The following is a 15,828-nucleotide window of genomic DNA, read 5'->3' as shown; positions in this document are numbered from 1 at the left end:
ACACTAAACTACCCCTTTAATAGTTAGGCTTCCATGACCAATGAAAAAATCTGATTTGCCACAAAAAATTTGTGCGGTGTGCGAGCGCCCTTTTACCTGGCGCAAAAAATGGGAAAGGGTTTGGGATGATGTTAAATACTGCTCCGAACGTTGCAGACGTTCATCTAAAAGTTCCAAAGGGAATATTACAGATATTAAGCGGCCATAGGTTGTGAACCCTGAGACTAGTTATTCTAAGCCCTTTGTATGCCATAACTGACGCAAAACTAGTCTAACACGTGGTTAAATCAACTTGTGGGCTAGTGTTAACCTTTAGCAAGCTTATCCGCCTCTAAATAACACTATTAAAGAGTGATCATATTAGGTTGGCTTACTCTTGTACTATAGTTTGTAGCAAAATTTGCTTCCAAATAGCAATGTCATCAATGAGGGTGGTTTCTCTGCGCACACCCCATGGCCCAAACTCCACATGGCTTACGCCCATTACATGAACTTCCGCACCCGTGGGCGCACCGTAACGACCAAAACCTTCATGCTTACCCGTCAAAGACCAGCGAATTGCGCTACGTGCGCCAAGCATAGGATCATGACGGCCAATCTGATGTTCAATTTTAAAGCTGGCATAAGGAAACGCACTGCGTAAGCCAATAAAAAATTCCTTTGCTGTATCAATACCATGTGCTTCGACGCCACAAGGGTATGCCAAATGACACGCCCTGTCGTATTCGTCTTCAATCACTCCAAACTCTGCACGCATAATTTTTTGTAAAATTTTGGCATGTTTGTGACCCCACTCATTGCCATTACCTACGCCATTATATGGCCCTACAACATCAGAATTAGGAGTTAGGGGAAAGGCTACATCGCCTGAGTTTATTAGCGCTTGCGCCGCAGCTTGGGTGGTTTGGCCTAGCTGTGTGGCTATGGCGCCATTATCACGGATCAACCATTCATCCCATACCCGATTGCCATGGCAAAAGGTGTCAGCAATGGTTCGAAAAGTAACTTTTATGCCAGTGGCTTGGCCAAACGCCCCGCCCCTGTGGGTAGCCGTGGACACGATGCGATGGGAGGATAAAAAGCCTGCTTCATCATCACCACACCAAATGACATCTTCACCGAGTAATTGGCGATCTGGAAACTCAGCCAGCGTTGCCATGGTATTTGCTTTACCCGCACCATTACCTTGGCTGATGCCGGCGGGGGTTCTTACTACCAAGTCTTCACTATAATGCCAGTCAAGTGCAGCAATGTCTCGACCCTCCCAAATCTGCGCGGTGCATTTAAGGATGTAATCTGGCAAGCTTTTATACTTAGGGTCAAAGTTTTTCATAGGGTTACCATATTGGTGTGAAAAATTACTTATGGCGTCTATTATTGTGAACTAATAATAATGCATAACGCTTTTAGTTCTTGGAGAACAAGGCCACCATAATTACAACTAATTTTAGCATCACCACCCTGCACAACCACCAATAATACGTGTGATAATAATGTTTGGCTATCAAGGTTGACCACTGCTGTTGATGGTGCCATCACATTACTGGGCACACAGTCTATATGATCAATTGTAAGTGCCCGCTTTAAGGGCAGGCGTAAAGATGGGAATATTGCCTATGTGTCTTTGGCGCAGGTGGTTATTTCTATATTGTGTTGCTGTAATTGATCAGCGATCACAGAATTATCTATTTGATCGGTGAAAAAGTAATCTATGCTGGAAAACCCTGCGACTTTAGCAAATGCTTTTTTGTTCCATTTGCTCATATCGGCAGCCAGTATTTTATGCTCGGCATTGTTTAAGATAGCTTGCGTGATGCAGGCGTTATCACGATCAAAGTCCATTAAGCCACGTTGGATATCTAAAGAACCGACGCTTACAATAGCAAAATCGACATGGAAGTTATTAAAAAATTCTACCGTCTGTTCGCCTATTAAATCTTGATCTGCAGGGCGTAAATTACCACCACTGACCAGCACTTCGATGTCACTTTTTTGAAAAAATATACTGGCAACATTGAGGTTATTAGTAATGATTTTAAGCCCTTTTTTAGGCCTTAATTGCTTGGCAATCGCCTCCATTGTAGTGCCAATCCCTAGTGCAATTGAAGCGTTATCTGGAATAAAGCTGGCGATGCACTGTGCGATTAACTCTTTCTCTTGGGCATTAATAATACGTCGATTACCGAACGATAAGTTTTCAGCACTAGGGAGCTGGCCCACACCACCATGATGCCTCCTGGCTAGGCCTAAATCACACAATTGGGTAATGTCGCGGCGAATAGTTTGTGCTGCCATGTCAAAGTGCAAGGATAGTGACTCAACACTGACAAACTCTTTGCCGCTTAATTGCGCTAATATTAATTCTTGTCTAACGTTGAGTTTCAATTGCTAGATGCTCGTTTATAAATTGTAGTTATGCAATTAAGGTACTGGTGCTTAAACGTGGTTATACCTTTGCGGATAATCAGTAATTATCGCATCCACGCCCCAACCCCAATGTGCTTTTACTAATTCAGGGTCATTTGGGGTATAACAATAAACCTCATAACCTGCAGCTTTTATAGCTTCTACTTGCACTTTTTGCAATAGTTTGTAATTGCAATGACAGCTCACGGCGTTAATGCTTTGCATTTGCGCTAACCAGTTTTCAGGGATTTCATCGTATAACTTGCCAAGTTGCAATTCAGGCTGATGATTATGACAGTACTCTAACGCAGCTTGATCAAAGCTTGAAATAATTAGTTTATCAAGGTCTTCCCAATGCTTTTGTAATAGTGCCAACACAGGTGCAACTACTTTCTCTGGACTATTTTCATAAAGTTTGAATTCTAAATTAAGCCCTAACCCTAGAGATTGAATTAAAACGATCGCCTCTTCAATGGTGGCCATCTTTTCGCCTTGAAACAAATCAGAGAACCAAGCGCCACAATCAAGTGCAGTTATGCTTGTGGCGTTATGGTCGCTAAGTAACCCTGTGCCATCAGAGCAGCGATCAACACTGTTGTCATGCCACATCACAATAGTGCCATCACCGCAGGCAACAGCATCTATTTCAACCCATTGGCAGCCTTCTTCAGCGGCTTTTTTTAATGCTGATAAAGAGTTTTCAGGCGCTAAGCTAGAGAGCCCTCGATGCGCCATAATTTTTGAAGTTAACATGCTTTGTCCCAATGTGTTTGACTAATGTTTAGTTTAGTTTTTGTTGTTCTCTAACTCAGTAATCTTATGTTACAGACCAAAGGCGTGCCACTGATAAATGTGAGTTTAGCCAAGGCAGACCACTAAAAATTGATGAGATAGCGTCGTTATATTGTTTAATAAATCCTCTGCTGAGTGTTAGTATCAAAGAAATATAGTTTTTCTGTATTAAAGCTGAAGGGGTAGACAGCACCAATTTTGGCATCTAATTGGCCATCACATTGGATTACAACCGGTTGCTCAGAGTTTTCCATTTTTAGGTACAATAAAACGTTAGACCCTAACTTTTCAATCATCTGCACCGTTCCTTGTAAGTCTGAGACTGACTGATTGAAATGTTCAGGCCTGATGCCTAACACTATTTTGCCACGCTGGGTAACGTGTGTAGGTGTGGCAATACTCTGTTGTCCTATTTTTATGCTTTCATCACACACTTCACAATCTAAAAAGTTCATAGCCGGAGAGCCAATAAAGCCTGCTACAAATTGATCTTTAGGATCGTCATAAATTTCCATTGGCGTGCCAATTTGCGCAGCAATGCCATTATTCAAAACAACTAATCGGTCCGCCATTGTCATCGCTTCAACTTGATCATGAGTTACATAGATCGTTGTTACAGCAAGTTTTTGTTGTAGCGTTTTAATTTGCATGCGCATTTGTACGCGTAACTTAGCATCTAAGTTAGAAAGCGGCTCATCAAACAAGAACACCTTAGGGTCGCGCACAATGGCGCGACCCATTGCTACTCGCTGGCGTTGGCCACCAGAAAGCTTGCTAGGGCGACGTTGCAGGTAGTCTTGAATTTGCAGTAATTTAGCCACATCTTGTACGCGTTTATCTATTTCATCCTTAGGCATTTTCATTAGCTTTAAACCATAGGCCATATTGTCATATACCGTCATATGGGGATAAAGGGCATAGTTTTGAAAGACCATCGAAATACCACGATCTTTTGGCTCAAGGTCATTAACGACCTTATCATCAATTTTAACTTCACCAGAGGTGATGCTCTCTAGTCCCGCGACCATCCGTAGCAGGGTAGATTTACCGCAGCCGGATGGGCCTACTAAAACAATAAACTCGCCTTCCTCAATATCTATATTGATACCGTGAATAACTTCGCTATCTTGGTATGACTTTTTCAGTTGTTGCATGTTGATAGTTGACATTATTACTTCTCCGAATCCGTCAGGCCTTTAACAAAAATTTTCTGCATAAAAATAACCACTAAAATAGGTGGCAGCATTGCAACAAGGGCTGTCATCATGATCAGGTGCCACATAGGCTCACTCTCTCCAGATTCCAGCATTTGTTTAATACTCATTACGACTGTGTACATGTCAGGATCTGTGGTCACAAGCAGTGGCCACAGATACTGATTCCAACCAAATATAAACAAAATAACAAACAAAGCAGCTATATTAGTTCTCGACATAGGGATGACCACATCAAAGAAAAATCGCATAGGGCTTGCACCGTCTATCCTAGAGGCTTCCATTAATTCGTCAGGGATAGTCATAAAGGTTTGTCTAAACATAAACGTAGCAGTTGCAGAAGCGATCAGTGGGATGCTTAAGCCGGCATAAGTATCAAGCATGCCGAAGTTAGCGATCACTTCATAAGTGGGCAGTATCCGCACTTCAACTGGCAGCATTAAAGTAAGGAATATCATCCAAAAAAAGAACATACGAAAGCGAAATTTAAAGTAGACGATTGCAAAGGCAGAAATGATTGAAATTACAATTTTACCTACCGAAATCATCAACGCCATGGCCAAGCTGTTCAGCAATGTTAAGTGAATAGGTGCACTAAAGCCTTTGCCACTAAAAAGCAGTTTGAGATTAATCCAAAACTGATTGCCCGGTAACAACGGCAATGGCACTTGTGTTAACCGCAAAGCGTCGTGGCTAGCTGCAACAACCATTACCCATATAGGGAATACAATTAACGCTACCCCTAAGATCAACACCGTATGACTGACAAAAGTCGCCATTGGTCTATTTTCTATCATTAGTATTCTACCTTGCGCTCTACATATTTAAATTGGACTACGGTAAGTAAAATAACAATAAACATTAAAATAACTGACTGCGCAGCAGACCCACCAAGATCAAGCCCAACAAAACCATCATTAAATACTTTGTAAACCAGTATCTCAGTTGAATTACCTGGCCCTCCACTGGTGATTGCGTGAATTATGCCAAAAGTATCGAAGAAGGCATAAATGATGTTGACGACCAATAAAAAGAAAGTTGTAGGTGAAATCAGTGGGAAAATAATGGTACGAAACCGATGCAATGGCCCTGCGCCATCAATGGCAGCGGCTTCAATTAACGATTTTGGAATAGAGTGCATAGCGGCAACAAAGAATAAGAAATTGTAGCTAACTTGTTTCCAAGCAGCAGCAATAATAACTAAGCTCATTGCCTGGCCACTATTGAGTTTATGATTCCAATTTATGCTTACAATGTCGAGAAAATAAGGGATGATCCCCAATGTTGGATTAAACAAAAACAACCACAAAGTACCTGCTAAAACCGGGGCTACTGCGTAGGGAATAATTAGGAGTGTTCTATAAGTATGGGAACCTTTAATGACCCTGTCAGCTAGCGCTGCAAAAAATAATGCAAACCCCATAGAAAGTGCGGCGACAGAGACTGAAAAGAAGGCAGTTCTAGTGAATGAATTTAAATAATTTTCACTATCATAAAGTTCAGCGAAATTGTCGAACCATACGAATTCAGTCGATAATCCAAAGGCATCTTCTAGTAAAAACGATTGGTAAAGGGCTTGAACCGCTGGCCAAATAAAAAATAATAAGGTAATGGTTATTTGTGGCGCTACCAATAAATAAGGTAAATACGATGTGTTGTAATGGACACGTTTATGCATTGCAATACCAAGGTTTTAACGAAGTTGAGTGGATATTCTGGAGTATTAAATTAACCTTCCACCTATATTAGCTTTAAAGAATAAGTATTTAAACAGCTGAAATTGGGGCAAGCAGAGAATTAGGGATAGTCTTTTTGCTAAACAGCATTGTGCATTGTTAACTGTTGAGAATCCACAGAGGATATGAGCTTATTAACTATTGATTTAAAGTGTGTAAAAAGACATTTATAAAAGCAACAACAGCCTACTTTTCCAAGTAGGCTGTCGTTGGATCATTTATGCTTGATCACTTATTAGCTTTTTCAAACTTGCGTAATAGCTTGTTTGATTGCGAAACTGCATCATCCATTGCTTCTTGAGCCGTTTTTGAGCCATTCCAGATTTTTTCCATTTCTGCATTGATAACATCGCGGACCTGAACAAAATTACCAAAACGTACGCCTCTAGAGTTTTTAGTAGGCGTGTTTAAACTTAACTGTTTAATAGCAATGTCTGTACCCGGATTTTTATCGTAAAAACCTTCTTTCTTACTTAACTCATAAGCGGCCGTCGTGATAGGCACGTAGCCCGTTTCTTGATGCCACCAAGATTGTACTTCAGCAGAAGATAGGTAGCGCATAAATTCTGCAACACCCTTATATTCTTCTTTTTTATGGCCTTTTAAGGTCCATAGGGTGGCTCCACCAATAATTGAATTTTGTGGAGCATTGGTTACGTTAGAATCGAACGGCATCATCGTTTGTGCATAGTCAAATTTAGCTTGGCCTTTTATAGAACCATAGTATGCAGACGAGTTAATCCACATACCGCAATCGCCATTAGTAAACATTGCTAAGCTTTCACCACGTCTGCCACCATAAGTGAAACTGCCATCGGCTTGCATGTCAGACAAGCGCTGTAAATTTGCCGTTACATTTTTGTTATTAAAAGTGAATTCAGTGTCTAGACCGGCATAACCGTTCTGTTTGGTGCCAACAGCAATATTATTCCAGGCACTGTAGTTTTCAATTAAACCCCATGATTGCCAACCCACTGCAATACCACACTTCATTCCACTGTCAACCAGCTTCTTAGCGCTAGTTGTCACTTCGTCCCATGTCTCAGGTGCAGTATCTAATCCAGCTTTTTTGAATGCATCACGGTTGTACCAAAGCACAGGTGTAGAGCTGTTAAAAGGCATTGATAGCAATTCGCCTTCAGGTGTTTGGTAGTATGAGATTACCGCAGGTAAATAATCTGATTTATTTAATTTAACACCTGCATCATTCATTACCTGCTCAATCGGATAAACAGCACCTTTCGCCGCCATCATGGTAGCAGTTCCCACTTCAAACACTTGCACAATGTGTGGCTGTTTTTTAGCTCTAAAAGCAGCAATAGCAGCTGTCATTGTTTCGGTATAGTTACCTTTATAAACCGCGTTAATTTGATAATCTGTTTGTGACGCATTGAAATCAGCAGTAATCTTGTTAACTCTTTCCGTGTTGGTGCCGCCCATTGCATGCCACCAATTAACTTCAACCGCAGCATTTGCTGCGCCAGAAAGTAGTGCTGCAGCGACTGAAGCTGCAACTAATGTTTTTTTAAGCATTGGATCTCTCCCTTTAAAAACTGTTATTTAATTTATTGTTAACTTTATCGAACTAAAGTCGTTATTAAGTATCTAGTTTACGGATCAAACAAATTTATTGCGTTTCAACTGTTCTCATCGAAACTGGTAAAAAGCTCCAATTTGCGAACTGCAGAGCGGCTAAAAATCATGACACTTTAACGCCAGTCAATTGATACTACCCTATCGTAAGCTTGAAAAGCAATGTGTTCGAATGACGATAAAAAACCTTTTTAATCGATTAAGTAATGTAAAAACACTTTATATTGTTCGTATGATCATTTAAAAAGCGCGACTGAATAATATTTTCTTATAAGCCCGTAAGCCATTACAGATGATGCCAACCTACTATGGGGCGTAATTAAAAGATAAGATTTACCCAACGTATCCAGTTTCTGTCAGTGATGGCAAGTTCACACGGTCATCTACATATTCATCATTGCCATTGGTAGCAATGGGGCTTAGATTAATAGTCAACGCTGTATGGCCACCATGGTTTTATTTTTCCAGCTCAAATTTCTCAGTTATGGACTAGACTTAAGTCGTAGATGACGATAGTGTAAAGTTGCTCACGATATCCATAAAAACAATTAATAAAAAGGAAATGCTATGAGTTTATCTTTAATTTTTAGGCTTCAAGCCACTTTTGCTGCAATTTGGGCCTTACAGTTAGTTTTTTTACCCTCAATGGTTTTTGCTCAGTATGGCTGGACACCCTCACTTAGTTTAGTTGCACTAGCCCAAGCGTGCGGCACTGCAATGGCTGGCCTAGCTATTCTTAACTATGGTCTACCTGAGTGGGCCGATGAGGATCAGCTTGCAGTGGCTGCAAAGTCTGCAAGTTTTATTGCAGCATTATTTGCTGTAATGCAGCTTTATCAAATCCTTATTTCTGGTGCAGCGCCTGGCGGAGCAATGGACTGGGTAAGCACTGTTGTCACTGTTCTTTTTGCTTTAGGTTTTTTCATAAAATCGAAATAATGAAACCATAAATTTTTTCTTAAAAGGGGGCGTAGTTGGCCTCCTTCATTATTACCTTATATAGACGTGTGCCCACTGGGAAACACGCTGGGAATGCTAGAAGCCTAATTGGCGCTTTTGGCGAAATTTAAGCTGATACATAGGATTTCAGGGCCAGTAAAACCGCACATTTAAGTTGCTTTTACATAAAAGCAGAAAGGCATTTATACCTCCCTACCCTAGCTCACTAATCTTCCAGCACCAGCATAGGAGCGGTAAAGCGATGCAGAAAAGTATCTAAAAGAATGTGTTGGGCCTGACTCAGGAGTTAAGCGCTTTTCTTAGCAAATTGCAGTAAATGAATGCCTCTTAAGACTCACTTCTTAAGTATCTAAACCGCCTAGCCCTAGTTTTGTATGGTGCTGGATCAGGTGCTAAGCGTAAGCCACGCGCGGTTAACGCCTCTTCAATGTTAAAGAGCGTTACCTGACCTGCGTTGGGTATTCTTGTAATCATTAAAGGGGTGCACTGCACTAGCTGTTCAATCGTCAAGATTCCCGAAGCGCTTAATGCGTTCGCGGTTCTCGTCCGCAACGCCAGCTTTGTTATAAGCTCTCCAGCAAAGTTGTTGTCTTGACAAATTTCTTTAAAAAAAACCACTTGGTTCGACTTGCCTCTAAACCTATCCATTTAACGTCTCTTTAGTTTTTAATTTTCACCAAAAAAGCCCAGCTTTGCTGGGCAAAGCACACAAGAAAATTTTAAAACGTGTTATGTATGCTGGGACAAACGAAAGGTTCATAAAAACAACCGAGGCGCTTCGTTAATCAAAAGACAGAATAGGTTCGACCACATCAATGAAACCAACGTAGATTAACCATGGCCACTAAACACCATATCACGAGTTTCTAATCTAAATACGGCTCGGTAGCACATTGTTGCTGCGAAACCTGTCGCAACCACCGGCACCACCTGCAGAGGGATGCTGTGAGACACAACCAACGCTATCAAAGTTGCACACGGGATCGTAAACCCAACGCCCAAAGCCAACAAAATAGATCGTTGGGATTTGGCATCACTCACTTCACGAACACCAAGTATCATGACAGCCCCCATTAATGCCATAGCTGCCATCATATAACGCTTCACAATCCCCACTTCTAGCGCCAGGCCTTCTGCATTTGGGAACATGTTAAAGGTAAACACATCAGGTGCTGAGATAAAGGCCACCGCAAAAAAGGTGGATAGCGCTGCACAGACGGAAGTGATCGACTTGTATTTCATTATTACTATTCAGTCCATAAAGTTAAGGCGATATTCTGGGTGCCTTTTAAAATAATTCTAGCTGTTTTATGCAGCATTTTTTAAGGCTTCCAAAATAACCTAAAAAACTTACAGATGTTTATTTGTAGATGTTCATTAACTGAACATTGGTTAATTTGTGTGTTCAAAAGCTGAACATATTGTCACACCCATACCGAGTTAAAATTTAACCTGAGTCTGTCGAGTTTTATATCAATATACTTGCGCTGAAACGAACTTAAGCGGTAATGCAGCTGGGTAACCTATCAGCAGGCAGTGGCCTACACTTGGGGGTTGAAAATGGTCAGGACCTAACCTAAGCTGTAGTTTTTCAGTTTATGAAAGGTATTTAACTACCTTAACCATAAAGCCCACAAAGCAACTGTTGGCAAAGGTGTAACACTCATGCTGATGATCAGACCCACACGCCTTCCCATAGTTTTAGCGCACGATTGAAGACACATTTATGATAAGGTTTATGACGATAATAAGGGTTAACCTGCACTAGTAACGGTGCAACAAAGTAAATCAGACAGAAGTTGGATTTTAATTATGATGAAATGGACATATAATTTTAGTATAAAAAAGGTAGTTTTTTTAGTGTTGCTAAGCCTTACAGCCACGGCTTCTGCTAGTGAAGAAAACCTTAGCTTTCCATTTACTTCCGACAGTGGCAAATATTGGCAGTACGTTAGTGATAGAACTATGGGGGGAATATCCAATGGCCAGGTTACACTTGAGCAGGATGCCGGCATATCGTTTGCCAAACTCACTGGCAATGTAAGCACAAAGAATAATGGCGGGTTTATTCAATTGCGCTCGAGAATCTCATTTGCCAATTCTGACAAAACTGGCAAAGAACTTCAGGGGGTTCGCCTGAATGTGCGTGGTAATGGTGAAACGTATCATATTTTTATTAGAACTAATGATACTAGATCTTATTCAGATTATTATTCAGCCACCTTTCAGGCAAATACCAGCTGGGAAGTGATTGATTTCCCTTTTAGTAGCTTTGAACGCAAGCGTGCACCTGATTCAATCTTACGCGCTAGAAACATAAGAGCCTTTGCTGTTGTTGCTTATGGCCGTGATTTTACAGCTGATGTTTCTGTGTCTACTGTGGATTTTTACTACTAACACCAGCCCCAGATACTAGCACCTGTAAACTATTTACTATGGTGCCTTGTGAGGCTCAAAATGCCAGTTGAGTGCCCACTTTAATCTGCTGCTCATCAGTTACCAGCATGGCAATAGTGTCACCTTTAGTAACGAAATGATGACCAGTAATGCTAAACAACACACCATTACAAGGTGCCATTATTGGGATAGATTGTGCAGTAAGGCTGTCAAGCAAAACGACGTCTGCAAACGGAGCACCAGCCTTTAAAGTATCGCCCAACTTTGATCGATAGGTAACAATGCCAGACATTAAGGCGTTCACCATTTTCACCTGATCTACGCCCAGCTGCTTCAGTTTAAAAGGGTTTTGTGGTGCCTGTGACATCTTCTTCTAAACAAATGTGAAAGCCCAATGCGTTAGCAAGTGCCTTACCCATCTGTTGTTGGTGTACACCATAAAAAAACATGGGGCAATGCAACATCATCACAATGTAAGTCCAGCACGTAGTGTGCATCGATAGAATGGGGCAGTAGTATTTTATGCAATGAGTTTATTTCAAAATCATCTGATCTTTGGCTCACCAGGTTTTTTAGGCCTGTTCGCATAAGCTGATCGTTTTCTAGCAGATCATCACCAAATGAACCTATTAAACTAGTCATTACTTGGTCAGCATTGATGGCCATATTACGGTTAAAGTTTTGCCCAGTATGCCAGTCGCAACGACCAATCACATGACCAAAAGACCGCTACCTTAAACCCACTGGGTTAGCAAAAGGCACTAATAGAATTTCTGCATTAATTGCGCCCTGCTGGTCAAGCTGTTGCAAATGCCTCAGTAAGTGCTGCGCAACAAGCAGCCCGGGGTATTCGTCAGCATGCAAGCCAGCCTGAATATAAACTTTCTTGCCACCCTTTGAACCAAAGCGATGCAAGTGAATATGTGCTTCATTGCCTACGCTTGCAGCAGGTAGTTTTATTGTTGCAAATGTCATGTTGACAACTCGTTAATATGCAACGTGTTAGTAGGTGTTCATCACAAACCTATACGTCCACACTATTTAGAACGGGTTAGTCAGCAACCTTTTGTTGCACCTTGATTACCAGTTCAACACGACGGCTAAGCTCGAAGTTCTCACTACCATCTGCATTGATGATTAATTGGCTTTCACCCCAAGCCATGGTGGTGTCCGTTTGCATATCGCGTAGGTTAAGGTAGTTAACAGCTGTATTTATACGCCTTTGGGATAAGTCGTAGTTATAGTTGTCCGTTCCTCTACTATCCGCATGCCCACCTAGGCTCACTTTGAAAATAGTATAGGCGTTACGTGCCTTCATTAGCGCTAATTCAATTTTTTCCTGCTGATCTACTCGTAAGTTGTTCTTATCAAAGTCGAAGAGTATATGAGTGGTAATTAACTCTACAGGATAACTATAGGTAACCACTTTAACTGTGGGCTCGGAAACTAGCTCAGGTGTTGGCTCAACCGCTAACTCTGTTTCTATTTCTGTTTTTGTTTCTGTTTTTGTTTCTGTTTCTGTTTCTGTTGCTGGCGCTGGTGCTGGTGCTGGTGCTGGTGCTGGAGTAACAGCGGCAACCTGCACTTCTGGCGCAGCTATAACTTCTTCAGCAACAACAGCCTCTTTTGTTTCTGTGGTTTGCGTTGGTGATACTTCGGCAGCCACTTCTGGCTCAGCATCAGTAGCGTCTGCCAAACATTTGGGCTTTCCTAGCGACTCCCATGAGCCATTGCGAATACATTGGCCATTGCCATCCAATATCGGGTTACCGTTTTCAGACCACCAGAAGGCCCGATGAGCCAGTGAGTCATTATCATTGTGGGCCTGCATTATTGTGCTGCTACATAGCAACACTATTAAACATATTGTTCGCAACATAATTTTCCCTTTTAAATAATCTGGTGATGGTTCCCGCTGACCATAGTCTACTTCATGAGGGTAAGAATTAACATATGACGGGTTAAACTGCACATTATTTATCTCAGTACTAGGTAGGTGGTTATTGGTTAAAAAATTAATGCTGGCTTTTGCGCTTCCAAAGGCGCCCATCAATAGCTGATAACCCTATAGCAATCAACGCCATACCTGCTAGATTAACCCACTGAAGAGTTTCATTTAAGAATAGTAAACCTAAGAATATTGCAGAAACAGGAACTAGCAAAGTGACTAGTAATATATTGGTGGCACCAGATGACGCTAAAATTTTAAAATATAAGATATACGCTAATGCAGTAGAAAATACCGCCAAGGTTAAAATAGAAGCCCACACCATAATGCTAGGAGAACCTGGCCCTAATAAGGCTAAAGGCCCGTCTACATAAAAGGCAACAGGAGCCAGCAGCGCAGTTGAACCGGTGACTTGGCCTGCCGCAATTATAATGGGTTTAAGCCCCATGGCCTTAAATCGTCGCCCAAAAACACTTGCAAATGCATAAGATAATGCCGCGCCCAGTATGGCTATTTGAGCCAAGATAGTGCCCTGCTTAACACTGTCTAAACTAGGTATTCCAATCATCATTACAACACCCAAAAAACCAACAGCCACACCCACAAGCTTCATGGCTGTTGCCCGCTCATCCACTAACAACAAGCCAACCACAATAACACCAAACAAAGGAGTGGTGGCATTAAGTACCGATGCTAAACCTGATGCAATGTGCGTTTGGCCCCATACGATTAGGCTAAAGGGGATGACGTTATTCAATAACCCCATAATTAAGAAGGCCACCCATACATTTGGGCTTTTCGGCAGGCTCAAGCCCATAAAGAGTACGATAATCCATAACGTAATCGCCGCTAGCCCTACTCGCAATGTCACTATTGTAAGGGGTGGTAATTCTGCCACCGCAACCCCAACAAAAAAGAAAGATCCACCCCACAGTAGAGATAGAGTAATCAGCATTAGCCATTCACGCATACCCATGGATGTATTAATAGATGATGTCACGGTGAGCCCTCTGCAAGATAAGTTTGTTAAATAGGCTATTTTATTTAAATAGACTTAAGTTAAAAGTATCAACTCTTTTGCCACACAATTAAACGGTTATTAGCCGGCATCGGATAGTCTCTTTGAAGCACTAGTCCATATTTTGTAGCTAAGGCATTAATATCATGAAATTCTCTAATGCCCTGATGAGTAAATTGCTGTTGCAGTCTTGCATCGAAATCTACGTTGCTTTGCGCTTCAAGAACACCTAAATATTTCATTGGGCCATAAAGACAAAATACGCCACCTGATAAAAGCCGCTCACCAATGCCAGAAAACATAGCAATAACAGCCTGCCAAGGCATAATATGAGCAGTATTGGCAGAGTAAACAGCATCATAGTGAGCAGTTGGCCAGGGGTCACTGAGTACGTCTAATGGCAAAGGGGATAATAGATTAGATGCTGGGTGGTCACTCATCCAGCATCTAATACCTGCATGATTTTGTTCTCGGTCACTCATCTGCCAGCTTAGGTGGGGCATTTGTTTAGCAAACCACACCCCATGTTGCCCTGTTCCGCTACCCACCTCTAAAACATGTTTTTTGTTAGCAAAAACGTGCTCTAAAATTTCACCAATAACTACTTGGTTATTGGCACAGGCTTGTGAAAAGGGCTTATGCATTGGCTATATTACCAAATGACGGTGAATTCATTGGCCCAAGTAATCGTTTTTTGGTGTTCATATTGCTGCACTCAGAATGTTACAATAAACGGCCTAAATACTACGTCCATATGGCGCCTTTGGCTATAGGTACAAGGCATATTAGCCAGCCCATTATGCTGCCAATGGCTTCAGAAAACTGCAGCATTTATAACCACTAATGTAGGCAGTTACATAACTTAGCGCCTGCAACTTTTATTTAAACTTAGCCACTAACTATTGGCTTCGCTACCACGGAATCATATATATGGAAATTCGCCCAGTTTTAGATCATGCCCAAATTCATCCTACCATTCGCACAGGGGTGGCTCAGTACCACTCAAAAATTGTTGCCCAAGTAATTGATACTGTTAGCAATAATCAGGCGGTGGTGATTGGTATGTCTTTGAACCCCGCTGTTAAAAAGGCCAGACAACTACTTGAAGGCCAAGGTTTAAAGGTAACGTATTTAGAATTTGGTGGTTATGGCAGCATGTGGCATGAACGCTTAGCTATTAAAATGTGGAGCGGCTGGCCAACCTACCCACAGGTTTTTGTTAATGGCATGTTAGTGGGTGGGGCTAGTGATGTGAAATCACTGATTGCCAATAACGCACTTTAAAGTTTGATTAAATTTGGCAATAAAAACAGGTGGCTGACCTAATTAAGTTAGCCTTTAAAACCATACACAAAAAACTTAATGTACCAATTTATACCAATAATTTGCTAATTTGAGCCATATTGATATGATGTCGATGGCTGAATCGCTAATTCTTAGCATGAGCCACACAATAATAACATACTCTAAAGAGGCGAATTATGATTGATAGCATCGTAAGCAGCATAAAAAAACTCACTGAAGCAGGCATGGCACTTATTGCCCTAGCCATTGTTTTAGAGGTAATTTTTGGTGCGAATGTAGCATTCGTAGGTGTCGGAGTTGTTGAGAATGTTCTCAGCATTGTTGGTGCATTGGGAAGTGAGGGCTTGGTAGGTTTAGCCTCAATTGCAGTCATCTACTCTCTATTTAATAGATAGTAAACAACCAGTAGTGCTGTAAAAGCCCACATAATATGTGGGCTTTTTTGATTCTATGGTGGGG

At 41.5% G+C, this 15,828-nt stretch carries 20 protein-coding genes; 5 read left to right on the top strand and 15 right to left on the bottom strand.

The genetic code is table 11. The features are described 5' to 3' along the window. Positions 1-40 precede the first annotated feature (40 nt). Positions 41-208, top strand: a complete 168-nt coding sequence (locus tag ABXT60_RS00795) for a DUF2256 domain-containing protein (RefSeq protein ID WP_443630886.1) — start codon at positions 41-43, stop codon at positions 206-208. A 162-nt stretch (positions 209-370) separates the two neighbouring features. Here ABXT60_RS00795 and ABXT60_RS00790 read toward each other — a convergent pair whose 3' ends face one another. The 7 genes from ABXT60_RS00790 to ugpB form a co-directional block, all read right to left on the bottom strand. Further along, positions 371-1,333 (bottom strand): ester cyclase, encoded by a 963-nt coding sequence (locus ABXT60_RS00790; protein WP_443630885.1) that lies wholly within the window; start codon positions 1,331-1,333, stop codon positions 371-373. A 281-nt stretch (positions 1,334-1,614) separates the two neighbouring features. Beyond that, positions 1,615-2,385, bottom strand: a complete 771-nt coding sequence (locus ABXT60_RS00785; RefSeq protein WP_443630884.1) for a DeoR/GlpR family DNA-binding transcription regulator — start codon at positions 2,383-2,385, stop codon at positions 1,615-1,617. Between the two features lie 51 nt (positions 2,386-2,436). Continuing rightward, entirely contained in the window at positions 2,437-3,159 is a 723-nt protein-coding gene (locus ABXT60_RS00780; protein ID WP_443630883.1) for a glycerophosphoryl diester phosphodiesterase, read from the bottom strand. A gap of 155 nt (positions 3,160-3,314) precedes the next feature. Continuing rightward, positions 3,315-4,367: an ABC transporter ATP-binding protein gene (locus tag ABXT60_RS00775; protein ID WP_443630882.1), complete on the bottom strand. Its 1,053-nt coding sequence runs from the start codon at positions 4,365-4,367 to the stop codon at positions 3,315-3,317. A 2-nt stretch (positions 4,368-4,369) separates the two neighbouring features. Then, positions 4,370-5,209 (bottom strand): sn-glycerol-3-phosphate ABC transporter permease UgpE, encoded by an 840-nt coding sequence (gene ugpE / locus ABXT60_RS00770; RefSeq protein ID WP_443630881.1) that lies wholly within the window; start codon positions 5,207-5,209, stop codon positions 4,370-4,372. Next, on the bottom strand, positions 5,209-6,090 hold the full coding sequence (ugpA, locus tag ABXT60_RS00765; protein WP_443630880.1) for a sn-glycerol-3-phosphate ABC transporter permease UgpA: 882 nt from the start codon (positions 6,088-6,090) through the stop codon (positions 5,209-5,211). Before ugpA ends, ugpE begins: the two co-directional genes overlap by 1 nt. A gap of 286 nt (positions 6,091-6,376) precedes the next feature. Beyond that, positions 6,377-7,681 (bottom strand): sn-glycerol-3-phosphate ABC transporter substrate-binding protein UgpB, encoded by a 1,305-nt coding sequence (gene ugpB / locus ABXT60_RS00760; RefSeq protein ID WP_443630879.1) that lies wholly within the window; start codon positions 7,679-7,681, stop codon positions 6,377-6,379. Positions 7,682-8,308: 627 nt separating this feature from the next. Between ugpB and ABXT60_RS00755 the strand changes: the two genes are divergently transcribed. Next, on the top strand, positions 8,309-8,680 hold the full coding sequence (locus ABXT60_RS00755; protein ID WP_443630878.1) for a hypothetical protein: 372 nt from the start codon (positions 8,309-8,311) through the stop codon (positions 8,678-8,680). A 348-nt stretch (positions 8,681-9,028) separates the two neighbouring features. On the opposite strand, the gene ABXT60_RS00750 is transcribed toward ABXT60_RS00755, so the two are convergent. Both ABXT60_RS00750 and ABXT60_RS00745 read right to left on the bottom strand, forming a co-directional pair. Then, positions 9,029-9,349 (bottom strand): DNA-directed RNA polymerase subunit alpha C-terminal domain-containing protein, encoded by a 321-nt coding sequence (locus tag ABXT60_RS00750; RefSeq protein WP_443630877.1) that lies wholly within the window; start codon positions 9,347-9,349, stop codon positions 9,029-9,031. 183 nt (positions 9,350-9,532) lie between these two features. Next, positions 9,533-9,943: a hypothetical protein gene (locus ABXT60_RS00745; protein ID WP_443630876.1), complete on the bottom strand. Its 411-nt coding sequence runs from the start codon at positions 9,941-9,943 to the stop codon at positions 9,533-9,535. Positions 9,944-10,474: 531 nt separating this feature from the next. Between ABXT60_RS00745 and ABXT60_RS00740 the strand changes: the two genes are divergently transcribed. Next, a complete protein-coding gene (locus tag ABXT60_RS00740) occupies positions 10,475-11,098 on the top strand; it encodes a CIA30 family protein (protein WP_443630875.1) in 624 nt (207 codons plus the stop codon). A 55-nt stretch (positions 11,099-11,153) separates the two neighbouring features. Here ABXT60_RS00740 and ABXT60_RS00735 read toward each other — a convergent pair whose 3' ends face one another. The 6 genes from ABXT60_RS00735 to ABXT60_RS00710 form a co-directional block, all read right to left on the bottom strand. Continuing rightward, entirely contained in the window at positions 11,154-11,465 is a 312-nt protein-coding gene (locus tag ABXT60_RS00735) for a hypothetical protein (protein ID WP_443630874.1), read from the bottom strand. A gap of 44 nt (positions 11,466-11,509) precedes the next feature. Continuing rightward, the gene (locus ABXT60_RS00730; protein ID WP_443630873.1) at positions 11,510-11,812 is read right to left on the bottom strand and encodes a hypothetical protein; all 303 of its coding nucleotides are present in this window, start codon (positions 11,810-11,812) and stop codon (positions 11,510-11,512) included. Between the two features lie 15 nt (positions 11,813-11,827). Beyond that, positions 11,828-12,073: a hypothetical protein gene (locus tag ABXT60_RS00725; protein WP_443630872.1), complete on the bottom strand. Its 246-nt coding sequence runs from the start codon at positions 12,071-12,073 to the stop codon at positions 11,828-11,830. A 76-nt stretch (positions 12,074-12,149) separates the two neighbouring features. After that, positions 12,150-12,977: an OmpA family protein gene (locus tag ABXT60_RS00720; protein ID WP_443630871.1), complete on the bottom strand. Its 828-nt coding sequence runs from the start codon at positions 12,975-12,977 to the stop codon at positions 12,150-12,152. Between the two features lie 136 nt (positions 12,978-13,113). Beyond that, a complete protein-coding gene (locus ABXT60_RS00715; RefSeq protein ID WP_443630870.1) occupies positions 13,114-14,046 on the bottom strand; it encodes a DMT family transporter in 933 nt (310 codons plus the stop codon). Between the two features lie 68 nt (positions 14,047-14,114). After that, the gene (locus tag ABXT60_RS00710) at positions 14,115-14,708 is read right to left on the bottom strand and encodes a DUF938 domain-containing protein (protein ID WP_443630869.1); all 594 of its coding nucleotides are present in this window, start codon (positions 14,706-14,708) and stop codon (positions 14,115-14,117) included. Between the two features lie 286 nt (positions 14,709-14,994). Between ABXT60_RS00710 and ABXT60_RS00705 the strand changes: the two genes are divergently transcribed. Both ABXT60_RS00705 and ABXT60_RS00700 read left to right on the top strand, forming a co-directional pair. Further along, complete coding sequence (locus ABXT60_RS00705; protein ID WP_443630868.1) at positions 14,995-15,348, top strand: glutaredoxin; 354 nt, start codon at positions 14,995-14,997, stop codon at positions 15,346-15,348. A gap of 197 nt (positions 15,349-15,545) precedes the next feature. Next, the gene (locus ABXT60_RS00700) at positions 15,546-15,764 is read left to right on the top strand and encodes a hypothetical protein (RefSeq protein ID WP_046483601.1); all 219 of its coding nucleotides are present in this window, start codon (positions 15,546-15,548) and stop codon (positions 15,762-15,764) included. Positions 15,765-15,828: the final 64 nt, after the last annotated feature.

It is taken from the genome of Candidatus Njordibacter sp. Uisw_056 (assembly GCF_047730085.1).
Lineage (GTDB): Bacteria > Pseudomonadota > Gammaproteobacteria > Pseudomonadales > Balneatricaceae > Njordibacter.
This window is presented reverse-complemented; position numbering and strand designations above follow the sequence as displayed.

What these genes read in the sequence shown, in the direction of transcription:
- ABXT60_RS00700 (WP_046483601.1), top strand. Translation starts at nt 15,546, where the DNA reads ATGATTGATAGCATCGTAAGCAGCATAAAAAAACTCACTGAAGCAGGC.
- ABXT60_RS00780 (WP_443630883.1), bottom strand. Translation starts at nt 3,159, where the DNA reads ATGTTAACTTCAAAAATTATGGCGCATCGAGGGCTCTCTAGCTTAGCG.
- ABXT60_RS00720 (WP_443630871.1), bottom strand. Translation starts at nt 12,977, where the DNA reads ATGTTGCGAACAATATGTTTAATAGTGTTGCTATGTAGCAGCACAATA.
- ugpB (WP_443630879.1), bottom strand. Translation starts at nt 7,681, where the DNA reads ATGCTTAAAAAAACATTAGTTGCAGCTTCAGTCGCTGCAGCACTACTT.
- ABXT60_RS00745 (WP_443630876.1), bottom strand. Translation starts at nt 9,943, where the DNA reads ATGAAATACAAGTCGATCACTTCCGTCTGTGCAGCGCTATCCACCTTT.
- ABXT60_RS00755 (WP_443630878.1), top strand. Translation starts at nt 8,309, where the DNA reads ATGAGTTTATCTTTAATTTTTAGGCTTCAAGCCACTTTTGCTGCAATT.
- ABXT60_RS00725 (WP_443630872.1), bottom strand. Translation starts at nt 12,073, where the DNA reads ATGACATTTGCAACAATAAAACTACCTGCTGCAAGCGTAGGCAATGAA.
- ABXT60_RS00750 (WP_443630877.1), bottom strand. Translation starts at nt 9,349, where the DNA reads ATGGATAGGTTTAGAGGCAAGTCGAACCAAGTGGTTTTTTTTAAAGAA.
- ugpE (WP_443630881.1), bottom strand. Translation starts at nt 5,209, where the DNA reads ATGATAGAAAATAGACCAATGGCGACTTTTGTCAGTCATACGGTGTTG.
- ABXT60_RS00775 (WP_443630882.1), bottom strand. Translation starts at nt 4,367, where the DNA reads ATGTCAACTATCAACATGCAACAACTGAAAAAGTCATACCAAGATAGC.
- ABXT60_RS00790 (WP_443630885.1), bottom strand. Translation starts at nt 1,333, where the DNA reads ATGAAAAACTTTGACCCTAAGTATAAAAGCTTGCCAGATTACATCCTT.
- ABXT60_RS00710 (WP_443630869.1), bottom strand. Translation starts at nt 14,708, where the DNA reads ATGCATAAGCCCTTTTCACAAGCCTGTGCCAATAACCAAGTAGTTATT.
- ABXT60_RS00705 (WP_443630868.1), top strand. Translation starts at nt 14,995, where the DNA reads ATGGAAATTCGCCCAGTTTTAGATCATGCCCAAATTCATCCTACCATT.
- ABXT60_RS00795 (WP_443630886.1), top strand. Translation starts at nt 41, where the DNA reads ATGAAAAAATCTGATTTGCCACAAAAAATTTGTGCGGTGTGCGAGCGC.
- ugpA (WP_443630880.1), bottom strand. Translation starts at nt 6,090, where the DNA reads ATGCATAAACGTGTCCATTACAACACATCGTATTTACCTTATTTATTG.
- ABXT60_RS00735 (WP_443630874.1), bottom strand. Translation starts at nt 11,465, where the DNA reads ATGTCACAGGCACCACAAAACCCTTTTAAACTGAAGCAGCTGGGCGTA.